General features: G+C 60.1%; 11 protein-coding genes. All 11 read right to left on the bottom strand.

Going from position 1 to position 13,332, the window contains the following annotated elements; genetic code table 11:
- Positions 1-41 precede the first annotated feature (41 nt).
- The 11 genes from EYD00_RS18700 to nirD all read right to left on the bottom strand — a co-directional run bounded on the left by EYD00_RS18700 (position 42) and on the right by nirD (position 13,327).
- Positions 42-1,763, bottom strand: a complete 1,722-nt coding sequence (locus EYD00_RS18700; RefSeq protein ID WP_004437278.1) for an ABC transporter substrate-binding protein — start codon at positions 1,761-1,763, stop codon at positions 42-44.
- Positions 1,764-1,836: 73 nt separating this feature from the next.
- On the bottom strand, positions 1,837-2,130 hold the full coding sequence (locus EYD00_RS18695) for a DUF2160 domain-containing protein (protein WP_004437276.1): 294 nt from the start codon (positions 2,128-2,130) through the stop codon (positions 1,837-1,839).
- A gap of 2 nt (positions 2,131-2,132) precedes the next feature.
- Positions 2,133-3,056, bottom strand: a complete 924-nt coding sequence (locus tag EYD00_RS18690) for a carbohydrate ABC transporter permease (protein ID WP_022563296.1) — start codon at positions 3,054-3,056, stop codon at positions 2,133-2,135.
- 3 nt (positions 3,057-3,059) lie between these two features.
- Entirely contained in the window at positions 3,060-3,926 is an 867-nt protein-coding gene (locus EYD00_RS18685) for a carbohydrate ABC transporter permease (protein WP_004437268.1), read from the bottom strand.
- 2 nt (positions 3,927-3,928) lie between these two features.
- Positions 3,929-4,999 carry an ABC transporter ATP-binding protein gene (locus EYD00_RS18680; protein WP_022563294.1) on the bottom strand — a complete coding sequence of 357 codons (1,071 nt, stop codon included), beginning with the start codon at positions 4,997-4,999 and terminating at the stop codon, positions 3,929-3,931.
- Positions 5,000-5,011: 12 nt separating this feature from the next.
- Positions 5,012-6,082 (bottom strand): ABC transporter ATP-binding protein, encoded by a 1,071-nt coding sequence (locus tag EYD00_RS18675; RefSeq protein ID WP_006699929.1) that lies wholly within the window; start codon positions 6,080-6,082, stop codon positions 5,012-5,014.
- Between the two features lie 36 nt (positions 6,083-6,118).
- The gene (locus tag EYD00_RS18670; protein WP_022563293.1) at positions 6,119-7,642 is read right to left on the bottom strand and encodes a glycerol-3-phosphate dehydrogenase; all 1,524 of its coding nucleotides are present in this window, start codon (positions 7,640-7,642) and stop codon (positions 6,119-6,121) included.
- A 108-nt stretch (positions 7,643-7,750) separates the two neighbouring features.
- A complete protein-coding gene (locus tag EYD00_RS18665; RefSeq protein WP_006699927.1) occupies positions 7,751-8,524 on the bottom strand; it encodes a DeoR/GlpR family DNA-binding transcription regulator in 774 nt (257 codons plus the stop codon).
- A gap of 142 nt (positions 8,525-8,666) precedes the next feature.
- Positions 8,667-10,133 (bottom strand): siroheme synthase CysG, encoded by a 1,467-nt coding sequence (gene cysG, locus EYD00_RS18660; RefSeq protein ID WP_034500303.1) that lies wholly within the window; start codon positions 10,131-10,133, stop codon positions 8,667-8,669.
- On the bottom strand, positions 10,105-12,753 hold the full coding sequence (locus tag EYD00_RS18655; protein ID WP_022563291.1) for a nitrate reductase: 2,649 nt from the start codon (positions 12,751-12,753) through the stop codon (positions 10,105-10,107). The genes cysG and EYD00_RS18655 overlap by 29 nt, the downstream gene beginning before the upstream one ends.
- Positions 12,754-12,991: 238 nt before the next feature.
- Positions 12,992-13,327 carry a nitrite reductase small subunit NirD gene (gene nirD, locus EYD00_RS18645; protein WP_006699925.1) on the bottom strand — a complete coding sequence of 112 codons (336 nt, stop codon included), beginning with the start codon at positions 13,325-13,327 and terminating at the stop codon, positions 12,992-12,994.
- Positions 13,328-13,332: the final 5 nt, after the last annotated feature.

Below are 13,332 nucleotides of genomic sequence, written 5' to 3'. Positions count from 1 at the left end.
GGGGCGGCAGAGCCGCCCCGATTTAAGATTTTATGCAGACATCACTTCTGCCAGCTTTTCACCAGTTCGTCGTAATTGACGGTGACCGGCTTTTCCTTTTCGTTGGCGATCTTCAGCTGCGGCGCGAGATTGCCCTTCGAAACGGCGTCCTTGTTCCAGTATTCGATATCATGCTCTTCCGCCAGCTTCGGGCCGATATCGCCCTGCACGCCAGCACGTTCCAGGCGGCTCATGACCTTTTCCTGTTCAGCGCAGAGCGAGTCCATGGCAGCCTGTGCGGTCTTGGCACCCGACGACGCATCGCCGATTGCCTGCCACCAGAGCTGCGCCAACTTTGGATAATCAGGAACGTTGGTGCCGGTCGGCGACCACTGAACGCGGGCCGGCGAGCGATAGAACTCGACAAGACCACCGAGTTTGGAAGCCCGGTCCGTGAAGCTCTTGTGATGGATGGTGCTGTCACGAATGAAGGTGAGACCGACATGGCTCTTCTTCACATCCACGGTCTTTGAGGTCACGAACTGCGCATAGAGCCATGCGGCCTTGGCGCGGTCGTCTGGCGTGGATTTCATCAACGTCCAGGAACCCACATCCTGATAACCGAGCTTCATGCCGTCCTTCCAGTAGACGCCATGCGGCGAGGGTGCGACGCGCCATTTCGGCGAACCGTCCTCGTTCACCACAGGCAGGCCGGGCTTGGCCATGTCGGCAGTAAAGGCCGTGTACCAGAAGATCTGCTGGGCGATGTTGCCCTGTGCCGGCACCGGTCCTGACTCGGAGAAGGTCATGCCCTGCGCTTCCGGCGGCGCATATTTCTTCAGCCATTCGAGATATTTCTCGATGGAATAGACCGAAGCGGGACCATTGGTATCACCACCGCGCGCCACGCAGGAGCCGACCGGCTGCGACTTGTCATTGACCTTGATGCCCCATTCATCGACCGGCAGGCCGTTTGGCAGGCCCTTGTCGCCATTGCCGGCCATGGAGAGCCAGGCATCGGTGAAGCGCCAGCCGAGCGAGGGGTCCTTCTTGCCGTAGTCCATATGGCCGAAGACCTTCTTGCCGCCGACGTCGCGGCCGGTGAAGAATTCGGCGATGTCCTCATAGGCCGACCAGTTGACGGGAACGCCGAGGTCGTAGCCGTACTTGGCCTTGAAGTCCGCTTTGTTCTTGTCGTCGTTGAACCAGTCGTAACGGAACCAGTAGAGGTTCGCGAACTGCTGGTCGGGAAGCTGGTAGAGCTTCTTGTCCGGTGCCGTCGTGAACGCGCTGCCGATGAAGTCCTTGAGGTCGAGACCGGGATTGGTGACATCCTTGCCTTCATTGGCCATGAAGTCCGTCAGGTTGCGCACCTGCTGGTAACGCCAATGGGTGCCGATGAGGTCGCTGTCGTTGACCCAGCCATCGTAAAGGTTCTGGCCGGTCTGCATCTGTGTCTGGATCTTTTCGACAACGTCACCTTCCTGGATAAGGTCGTGCGTCACCTTGATGCCGGTAATGGCGGTAAATGCAGGCGCCAGAACCTTTGATTCATATTCATGCGTGGTCAGGGATTCGGATACGACCTTGATCTCCATGCCCGCGAAAGGCTTCGCGGCATCAATGAACCATTGCACTTCCTTTTCCTGCTCTGCACGGGAAAGCGCCGACATGTCGCCGATTTCCTTGTCCAGAAACTGCTTTGCTTCCTCCATTCCGGCAAAAGCCGAACCTGTCATTGCCAGCAGCATGGCTGCCGTCGTCGTCATCAGATGCCGTCGCATATCAGTCCTCCCAAGGGTTGCGATTGCATGAAGTCTGCGAGATGCGGTTTCCTCCGCCGCATCTTTTCCTGCTCTAGACAAAACGGAAAACGCCAACGGCGTAGACCACGGATAGAGCGAGAGCCCACCACAGGTTCGGGCCGACCAGCCCGAGCCATGCGAGATGAATGAAGGCGCTGCCAAGCAGCGAGATGAACAGCCTGTCACCACGCGTCGTTTCGAAGCGCAACAGGCCGAAGCGGGGATTGCCGCCGGGCGAGAGACGTTCCCAGAACCACATGCCGACCAGCAAAACCGCGATGGTGCCGAAAAAGGCCGCCGTCTGCCACGTCCACGCCATCCAGGTAAAATCGGGCATCTTCGTCATGGTCAAACCCTTCCCAGCGCAAAGCCTTTGGCGATGTAATTGCGCACGAACCAGATCACCAGAGCGCCGGGTATCAGCGTCAACACGCCGGCAGCGGCAAGCAGGCCCCAGTCCATGCCGGCGGCAGACACGGTGCGCGTCATCGTCGCGGCAATCGGCTTGGCGTCCGTCGTCGTCAGCGTACGGGCGATCAGAAGCTCGACCCACGAGAACATGAAGCTGAAGAAGCAGGCGACGCCGATGCCGGAAGCGATGAGCGGCATGAAGATCTTCACGAAGAATTTCGGGAAGGAGTAGCCGTCAATGTAGGCGGTCTCGTCGATTTCCTTCGGCACGCCGGACATGAAACCTTCGAGAATCCAAACCGCCAGCGGCACGTTGAACAGGCAATGCGCGAGCGCCACCGCAATATGCGTGTCGATCAGCCCGAAAGCGGAATAGAGCTGGAAGAACGGCAGCGCAAAGACCGCCGGTGGCGCCATGCGGTTGGTCAAAAGCCAGAAGAACAGGTGCTTGTCGCCGAGAAAACGGTAACGCGAAAAGGCATAGGCCGCTGGCAGCGCGACAGCCACCGAGATCACCATGTTCATGACGACATAAATGATCGAATTGATATAGCCGGAATACCAGGATGAATCGGTGAAGATCGTCCTGTAGTTCTGCAACGTCGGCTGATGCGGATAGAGCGTCATGGAAGAGACGATTTCCGCATTCGTCTTGAAGCTCATATTGATAAGCCAGTAGATCGGCACGAGCAGAAGCAGGATGTAGATGGTCGGCACCAGCCAGGAAAACCGGGATGGCCCGTGATGGCGGCGTGAGCGCGCCCTTGCGGCAAAGCTGGGTCTTGCCGACGTGGCAACGCCCGACGAGCCGGAGACCAAGCCGTTACGTTCCACGCCGGTCGTGACATTGGAGGCGCTCATGACTCAGGTCTCCGCGTCGTGGCTGGTCATCACGGTATAGAACACCCACGATAACAGCAGGATGATGAGGAAGTAGATCAGCGACATGGCCGCTGCCGGGCCGAGGTCGAACTGGCCAAGTGCCATCTTCACGAGATCTATGGACAGGAAGGTTGTGGAATTGCCCGGGCCGCCGCCGGTGACGACGAAGGGTTCGGTATAGATCATGAAACTGTCCATGAAGCGCAGCAGGAAGGCGATCAGCAGCACCCGTTTCATCTTCGGCAGCTGGATGAACCGGAACACCGCAAAACGCGACGCGCCATCGATCCTTGCCGCCTGATAATAGGCGTCAGGAATGGAAACCAGGCTGGCATAACACAGAAGCACGACAAGGCTCGTCCAATGCCACACATCCATGATGACGACGGTAATCCAGGCATCGACGGGATCGTTGACATAGTTGTAGTCGAGCCCGAGCTGATTGGCGTAATAACCGAGAAGTCCGATATCGCTGCGCCCGAAGACCTGCCAGATCGTGCCCACCACATTCCACGGCACCAGCAACGGCAGTGCCATGGTGACGAGGCAGATCGGCACGCCGATGCCGGATTTCGGCATTTTGAGTGCGATGAAGATGCCGAGCGGAATTTCAATCGCGAGGATGATGCCGGAGAATAGCAGGTTGCGCCCCAGCGCATCCCAGAACCGGTCCGACGCCAGGATTTCCTCGAACCATTGCGTTCCCGCCCAGAAGAACTGGTTGTTGCCGAAGGTGTCCTGCACCGAATAATTCACGACGGTCATCAGCGGAATGACGGCGGAGAAGGCGACCAGCACCAGCACCGGCAGCACCATGAACCATGCCTTGTTGTTCCAGCTTTTTTCCATGGTCAGGCCCCCATCTTTACACGCCAGGAATCGGCGAAAACACCGATGGCGGCCGGGTCGAAGCGCACACCGGCCTCCGCCGGGATTTCCTCGTCTTCCGCAACGACGATCGCGAGTTTCTGGCCGGCGAACCGGGCACGCACGATCTTCTGCCGGCCGATGTCCTCGACCTTATCGACAGTGATGGGCATGCCGCCGCGCTCCAGCCGGACGAATTCCGGGCGGATGCCGATTTCGATGCGCTGCCCCGATGCGATCGTCGGCGCACCTGCCAGCGGCACACCAAGACCGCCGACTACAGCCGTCGTCCCCTCGATATTGGCGGGCAGAACATTCATGCCCGGCGAGCCGATAAAATAACCGACAAATGTATGCCCCGGCCGCTCGAAAAGCTCAGCCGGCGTGCCGATCTGGACAATCTGGCCGTCATACATCACCACCACCTTGTCGGCGAAGGTCAGCGCTTCGGTCTGGTCATGGGTGACGTAGACCATGGTAAAACCGGACTGGCGATGCAGGCGCTTCAGCTGCGAGCGCAGCACCCATTTCATATGCGGATCGATGACCGTCAGCGGCTCATCAAAGAGAATGGCGTTGACGTCGGAGCGTACGAGGCCGCGCGCCAGCGAGATCTTCTGCTTCTGGTCCGCCGTCAACCCGCGGGCCCTGCGTTTGGCCATACCGGAGAGGTCGGTCATCTCAAGGATTTCCCGCACGCGGCGGTCGACCTCGGCCTCCGGCACATGCCGGTTGCGCAGCGGAAAAGCAAGATTGTCGTAAACTGTCATCGTGTCGTAAACGACCGGGAACTGGAACACTTGGGCGATATTGCGATCTTCAGTCGCAAAATCCGTGACGTCTGTTCCGTCGAACGCGATGCGGCCTTCGGAGGGGCGCAGCAGGCCAGAAATGATGTTGAGCAGCGTGGTCTTACCACAACCGGAGGGACCGAGAAGTGCATAGGCCCCGCCATCCTCCCATTCGTGATGAACCTCCTTCAGCGCATAATCGCCGGCAGCCTGCGCCTTGGCGTTATAGGCGTGGCGGATATGATCGAGCGTGATACGTGCCATGACCGATCCCCCTTACGCCGCTTCGCCGATGGCGCGGCCATTTGCGTCGAATGCCATCAGGTGGCTTGTATCGAGAAACAGCTCGATATCCCTGTCCGGTTCGATGTCGTGAATGCCATGCGCCAGCATGACCCAGCGTCGGCCCGAAAATTCCACATGCACGAAGCTTTCCGACCCGGCGATTTCCGAGATCAGCGTCCGCGCCCGTATGGATTGCCGTGCTTCACCCTTCGCCTGCGGGAAAAGATGATGCGGCTGGAAAGCGATGGTCAAAGGTCCATCCGGCACGGTGGCAAGGTGCGCCGGCACCGCGACAACGGCGCGATCAGCACGGGTAAAGGCTCCACCCGTCTTGATGACCTCGATGGTGTTGAGCGGCGGGTCGGCGAAAATTTCCGCCGTCACAATATCCACCGGGCGCCGGTAAACCTCGATGGTGCGACTGAACTGGGTTACCCTGCCCTCGTTGAGCGTTGCCGTATTGCCGCCCAACAGCAGCGCCTCTGACGGCTCTGTGGTGGCATAAACAAAGATCGCGCCCGACTCCGCGAAAATGCGCGGCAGCTCCTCGCGCAATTCTTCGCGCAGCTTGTAATCGAGATTGGCCAACGGCTCATCGAGCAGCACCAGAGTGGCGTTCTTGACGATGGCGCGGGCAAGTGCCGTGCGCTGCTGCTGGCCGCCGGAAAGATTGAGCGGCGTACGGTCGAGATAGGGTGTAAGCCTCAGAAGCTCCGCGGCTTTTCTCACTTCCCGGTCGATGGTTGCCTGATCCTTGCCCGCAACCCGCATCGGCGAGGCAATGTTTTCGTAAACGCTGAGCGCCGGATAGTTGATGAACTGTTGGTACACCATGGCGACATTGCGCTTCTGGACCGGCCAGCCGGTCACATCCTCGCCGTTGACCAGGATCGAGCCGCTGCTTGGCTTGTCCAGCCCCGCCATAAGCCGCATGAGCGACGTCTTGCCCGAAAGCGTCGGTCCAAGCAGAACGTTCAGGCTTCCGCGCTGCAACGTCAGATCCGTGGGATGAATATGATAGTCACCGCCCACCATCTTCGAGACATTTCGCAATTCAAGCATGGTGATCCAAAGCCTCCTCCGCTTTTGTCCGGATCGTCAGATTGCCTTCAATCGTCCACCTGCAATGTCATCGATGTAGTCCTCCAACCCACGCACCTCGTCGGGGGTCAAAAACAGCCCCTGCTTGGTACGGCGCCACAGAATATCCTCCGCCGTCAGCGCCCATTCCCGCGCCATCAGCCAGCGAACTTCAGCTTCGTAGAGCGTGCCGCCGAAATACCGCCCAAGCGCCGGCGCGTCTGTCGCATTGCCTATCATCGCCGCCACATCGGTGCCGTAGCAGCGGACAAGCCGCTCCGCATGACGCTTTTCCAGGAAGGGATAACGCGATAGCAGCGCAGAAACCTCCGCAGCATAAGCTTCTACATTGAAATTTCCGCCCGGCAGATGAGAACCCGCTGTCCATGGGGCTCCCTTTGTTCCCAGCGCATCGCCGATCTTTTCAAGAGCATGTTCGGCGAGTCGCCGATAAGTGGTGAGCTTGCCGCCGAAAATATTGAGAAGTGGTGCCTCGCCGTCGGTCCCCTCGGTCTTCAAGACATAATCACGCGTCGCCTCCTGCGCTTTTGACGCGCCGTCATCAAAAAGCGGCCGCACCCCGGAATATGTCCAGACGATATCGGACGGCTTCACCGGTTCGGCAAAATATTCACTCGCCGCGCTGCAGAGATAGCTGATTTCCTCGTCGCTGATCTTAACAGCCCGGGGGTCACCGGTATAGTCGCGATCCGTCGTGCCGATCAGGGTGAAATCCTGTTCGTAAGGGATGGCGAAAATGATGCGGCCATCCGGATTCTGAAAGAAGTAGGCGCGCGGATCGGAGAACTTCTTGCGCACGATGATATGGCTGCCCTGGACGAGGCGAACATTGTGAACGTTGTTTTTTCCGAAGGTCGCCGACAGAACCCTGTCGACCCATGGACCGGCGGCATTCACCAACATCCGCGCCCGGTGGACCTGCGTTTCTCCGGCGGCATTTCTCGTCTCGACCCGCCAGAACGCGCCGTCGCGCCGCGCGGAAACCACCTGCGTCCGATTGAGGATCAACGCGCCACGGTCAGCGGCATCACGGGCGTTCAGCACGACCAGGCGGGCGTCATCGACCCATCCGTCGGAATATTCGAAAGCCCGGGCGAAAATCGGTTTCAAAGGCTTTCCGGCCGGATCACGGCGCAGATCGAGCGAGCGGGTGGCGGGCAGAAGCTTGCGGCCGCCAAGATGATCGTAAAGGAAGAGCCCGAGACGCACGAGCCACGCCGGACGCACACCGCCCTTCTGGAAGGGCAGCACGAAACGCATGGGCCAGATGATATGAGGCGCCATCGCCCACAGAACCTCGCGTTCCATCAGTGCTTCGCGCACCAGACGAAACTCGTAATGTTCGAGATAACGCAGGCCGCCATGAATGAGCTTGGTTGCAGCAGACGACGTACCGGAGGCGAAATCGTTCATTTCCGCAAGTGCGACGGAATAGCCCCTGCCGACGGCGTCGCGCGCAATGCCGCAGCCATTGATACCGCCGCCGATCACGAAAATATCGTGAATTGCCTCGTCAGACATGCACCCTCCCGCGCTTTCATCGACGCTCTCCTCATCGATATATTGAAAGCACGACCATCTAATTCGAAGACAAAACGAATGTCAAACGAAATTCCGACAGCCCGTGGATCAGGTGCCGCGGGCCTCCGTCTCGATCAGCCGGACATCATGATCGGCGCAGATACCGCGGATGGAATCAATCGGACAATGATCGGTGATGAAGGTATGAACCTGCGAAAGATGGCCGATGCGGACAGGGGCCGTCCGTTCGAATTTGAGCGAATCCGATACCAGAATCACATGGCGCGCGTTGGAGATGATTGCCTGCGCAACCTTGACCTCGCGGAAATCGAAATCCAGCAGGGCGCCGTCCTCATCGATGGCGGACACGCCGATGACGGCGAAATCCACTTTGAACTGGCGAATGAAATCCACGGCCGCTTCCCCGACAATGCCGCCATCGGAGCCGCGCACGACACCACCGGCAATCACCACCTCAATACCCGGAAAAACGCGTAACCTGTTGGCAACATTTATATTATTCGTGATGACCATCAGTTCGTGATGATCCGCCAGCGCTTCGCCCACCGCCTCCGTGGTCGTGCCGATGTTGATGAAAAGCGACGAATTGTTGGGAATGAGAGCGGCGGCAGCGGCCCCGATCGCCTGCTTTTCCACGGAAGCAATCGCCCGCCGAGCCTCGTATTTGACATTTTCATTGCCGCTTGGAAAAAGCGCGCCGCCGTGGATGCGGGTCAGAACACGGGTATCGCAGAGGTCGTTCAGGTCCTTGCGGATCGTCTGAGGGGTGACGGAAAACCGAGATGCCAGCTCGTCGACCAGCACTCGCCCGTTCGCTTTCGCCAGCGCGACGATTTCATCCTGACGCGGTGTGAGCAACATTTCGCCCTCCCTCCTCTTTCAATTTTTTCGTTTTATTGAAGAGCGAACAAAAAACCAATGTCAAGGCATGGTTTAGGCCGACCGTGGGTGGCCGCGTCGACGTCGTGTGTCAAAAATTTGCGCCGGGGCGGCGCGTGGTCCGTCATCGAGCTATCAGAACGGGCGGAAGGATCTCCTTTGCATCCATCAAGGACAGCGCCGGGGAAGCGGCGCGGAACGCATCGCCAATGCCGATCAGAACGGGCTCGTTTACCCCCAGCCGCTCGATTGCCGCAGACAGTTGCGTGAGTGGGCCGCGCCAGCGCTGCTCATTCGCCCGGGTGACGGAAACCACGACGGCAACGGGCGTCGAGGCGTCCATGCCGTGGGCGAGCAAGGAGGACTGGATTGCCGCCGCGGTTCGCCCGCCCATGTAAAAAACCGTGGTTACGGCGGGGTCGGCAAGCGATGTCCAGTCAATATTCTCCGGCAGCTTTCCCTGACGGGAATGGCCGGTGATGAAGCGCACCGACTGGGCGTGGTCGCGATGGGTCAGGGAAATGCCGAGGCGGGAGGCCATGGCGCTTGCCGCGGTGATACCGGGCACGACATCGACGGGAATGTTTTCAGCCGCCAGCGCGGCGATCTCCTCACCGGCGCGCCCGAAAATCATCGGATCGCCGGATTTCAGGCGCACCACCCTTTTTCCCGCCTTTGCAAGCCGGATCATCATGTCGTTGATATCTTCCTGCCTGCAGCTTTCGCGGCCGCCGCGCTTGCCAACCAGCATGCGCTTGGCCTCCCGCCGCGCCAGCTCCAGCACCTCGGCTGAGACAAGATCGTCAAACAGGATGACATCTGCCGCCTGCAGGGCGCGCACCGCTTTCAGCGTCAGAAGTTCGGCGTCTCCAGGGCCGGCGCCCACAAGCGTCACCCGCCCCCCAACCTCGCAAGCCTGCATTCCGGTAGCCGTCAGCAATCGTTCTTCGCTGTCTTCGTCCAGCCTTTCGGTAAAGGCCCGATCGACGAATTTCTCCCAGAACAGCCGCCGGGACGGACCTGGCGTCAGCCGCAGGTTAACCCGCTCACGGATGGTCCGGGCAAGCGCGCCCCAATCCCTGAGCGAGTGCGGCAGCAATGTCTCAATGCGCCGACGGATGGCCTGAGCCAGAATAGGTGCTGCGCCATCGGTGGAGATCGAGACGACCACTGGCGAGCGATTGACGATGGAGCCGAACTGGAACTGGCAGAATTCCGGCTTGTCGATGACGTTGACGGGAACACCCGCTGCCCGCGCAGCGGCATGAAAGGCTGCCGCCTCCGTATCCGTTTCGCAATCCGCCAGCGCCAGTTCCGCATTGGCGAATATGCCACTATGCCAGCGCATGGCATGGAAATGCAGGCGAGTGCTTCTGGCAACGAGCCCTGCAAATGTCTCGGACAGGTCACCCCTCTCACAAAAGACATGCAATTCCGCGCCGCAGGCCAGCAACAGCTCCGCCTTCCAGGCGGCCCCATCCGATCCGCCCGCCAGCACCACGCGCTTGCCCTCAAGCCCCCAGAAAACCGGCAGCTTGGCGAGTTTCTCCATACGGGCCGGTTCATTCCGCTGCGGTTTTAAGGCATCCATTGATGACCCCCTTGATTTCGGCGCGGCACGAGCCGCAATTGGTGCCGGCATTCAACACCTTGCCGATGGCTTCGACGCTATGGCAGCCATCCCGGACTGCGGCCGTGATCTGGTTGACGCCGACATTGAAGCAAGAGCAGACCGTGGCCCCCGGATCGGGACGGCCGGCTCCCGGGCGACCGGCGATCAGCGCAAACCGCATTCGCAGATCCTCATGGCGCTCGGTCAATTGTAAAATCGCCCAGTTGCGGGCAACAGCCACCGGCCGCCTTGCGATGAACAGCGCCGCCAGCAGTATATCGCCATCGAAAAAGGCAAGGCGCAGATCGCCAGTTTGCCGGTCGCTATAACCCAGCGGCTCGATCCCGGCGTCGATGCCGAAGACCTGTCGTGCCCAGAGCATCCAGTCCTGCGGCTCTTCCGCAAAGGCAAGCTCCATGCGATAGCCGCCATCCGCCTTTGCAATCGCCCAATAGGCGCAGTCCGGCGCATCGGGCCGGGTGCGGGAAATGGCGAAACCGTAAGCCTTCGCTTCGAAACGTCTTGCCCTCACGCCCGTGTTTTTCGAGGCGGGCTGGCCGGAATAAGGGTCCGTGACCGGGGCCACAACCATATCGATCCGCGCCAGCGAGGCGAACTGGTCGTTCCAGTGCATCGGCGCGAACACCGACCCGCGCGCCTGCCTTTCGCTGATCAACGCCCGCAGCAGAACCTTACCATGTGGACTTTCCAGCTCTACCAGATCGGCGCTTTCAATGCCCAGCGCCTGCGCATCGCGCGGGTGAAGCTCGGCGAATGGCTCGGCGATATGGGCGGTAAGGCGTGCGCTTTTGCCGGTGCGGGTCATGGTATGCCACTGGTCGCGAATGCGCCCGGTATTCAGCGTCAGCGGATAGTCCGCCGACGTTCTGTCCACCTCCGGCAAGGCTGTGACGATGAACCGTGCCTTGCCATCGGCGTGATAAAACCGGCCATCTTCAAAGAAACGCGTCGTGCCGGCGTCGCCTGCCTGCGGTCTTGGCCATTGGAGGGGCGCCATCCCGTCATAGACTTTCGGGTCGACGCCACTGATGTCGAAATCGCGACTGCCCAGATTTTCGAAGCCAGACAGAGCCGCATGTTCGGCGAAAATCTCCGACGCGTGCCGGAAGGCAAAGGCTGCGCCGAAACCCATGCGCCGGCCCACTTCCGCCATCTGCCACCAGTCCGCCTTCGCTTCACCGGGTGTATCGAGAAAACCGCGCTGGCGGGAAATGCGCCGCTCGGAATTGGTGACCGTGCCGTCTTTTTCCCCCCAGCCAAGCGATGGCAGAAGCACATGGGCATGGCGCGCCGTATCGGTCTTTGCCATGACATCGGACACCACGACGAATGGACAGGCCTTGATGGCCGCTTCGACGGCACCGGCGTCAGGCATGGACACCACTGGATTGGTTGCCATGATCCACAGCGCCTTGATGCGGCCATCGGCCACGGCCCGAAACATATCAACGGCCTTGAGGCCGGGTTTTTCCGCAATGGCAGGCGAGGCCCAGAAGCGCTGCACGCGATCACGATCCCCGGCACTTTCGATGGCCATATGGGCGGCCAGCATGTTGGCCAGCCCGCCGACCTCGCGCCCGCCCATGGCGTTCGGCTGACCGGTGAGCGAAAACGGTCCCATGCCGGGCCTGCCGATGCGACCGGTCGCAAGGTGGCAATTGATGATAGCGTTGACCTTGTCGGTGCCGCTTTGCGACTGGTTGACGCCCTGGCTGTAACAGGTGACGGTTTTTTCGGTGCGTTCGAACAATTCGTAAAAGGGAATCAGTTCGGCAATCGTCAGCCCGGTGGCCTCAGCGATATCAGGCAGGCTATGTTCGGTTGCTGCCTGCATCGCAGCATCAAAACCGACCGTGTGATCTTCCACAAAGGCGTGATCGACTGCAGGACTACCGGAAAGATGCGCCAGCAGGCCGGTAAACAAGGCCACGTCTCCATCCGGGCGGATGGCGAGGTGCATATCGGCAATATCGGCGCTCATCGTGCGACGCGGATCGATGACAACGACTTTCATTTCCGGCCGTGCCGCCTTTGCCGCCGCTAGCCTCTGGTAGAGGACGGGATGGCACCAGGCGAGATTTGAACCGGTGAGGATCACCAGATCGGCAAGCTCCATATCCTCATAGGTGCCCGGCACCGTATCGGCCCCGAAGGCGCGGCGATGGCCGGCGACCGAGGACGACATGCAGAGCCTTGAGTTGGTATCGATATTGGCCGAACCGATGAAACCCTTCATCAGCTTGTTGGCGAGGTAATAATCCTCGGTCAGCAATTGGCCGGAGACGTAAAAGGCAACCGAATCCGGGCCATGTTCGGCAATGGTGTCGGAGAAGCGGGAAGCGACGAGATCAAGCGCTTCGTCCCATGTTGCCCGCTTGCCATTGATCTCAGGGTGAAGAATGCGTCCTTCAAGGTCGATGGTTTCGGCGAGAGCCGAGCCCTTGGAGCACAGCCGGCCGAAATTGGCGGGGTGGTCCTGATCGCCTCTGATGGAAACGATGCCATCGTCGTTGACGGTGGCGATGACGCCGCAGCCGACGCCGCAATAGGGACAGGTGGTTTTGGTTTCAACGGGCATGGGTTTGCCCTCTCAGCGTGTGGCGGTTACGCCGCCTCAACGTGTGGCGCTTACCCCCCTCTGCCCTGCCGGGCATCTCCCCCTCAAGGGGGGAGATCAATCGCGGCACAAACTTCCATTCACAACTGGCGTCGTCGCCGGTGGAGAGGGAACGAGGAGCCCTCCGCTTGTCGATCTCCCCCCTTGAGGGGGAGATGCCCGGCAGGGCAAAGGGGGGTAAAGCCACCGCCATCGCAATTCACTCCGCCGCAATCATCAGGGTTTCGAGCGCTATCGAAAGCCTTCCATCCAGATTACGCACCGGAATGGTCCTCACCTCGCCCTCATCCGCCCCCAAGGCCTTGCCGGTTTCCAGCGAAATGACCCAATTATGCAAGGGACACGTCACCGAAGCGCCATGCACGATGCCCTGGCTCAGCGGCCCGCCCTTGTGCGGGCAATGGTCCTCGATGGCGAAGACCTGATTTTCCGCCGTGCGGAACACGGCGATCTTGCCCATCGGCGTTTTTACGCACCGTGCGCCGCGCAGTGGGATGTCGGAGATGTCACCAATATCGATCCAGTTGACGTCCATCGTTC

The sequence above is a fragment of the Agrobacterium sp. 33MFTa1.1 genome (genome assembly GCF_004328495.1).
GTDB lineage: Bacteria > Pseudomonadota > Alphaproteobacteria > Rhizobiales > Rhizobiaceae > Agrobacterium > Agrobacterium pusense.
Note: the sequence above shows the minus strand (reverse complement) of the source record. Positions and strands in the feature narration are given on the sequence as shown.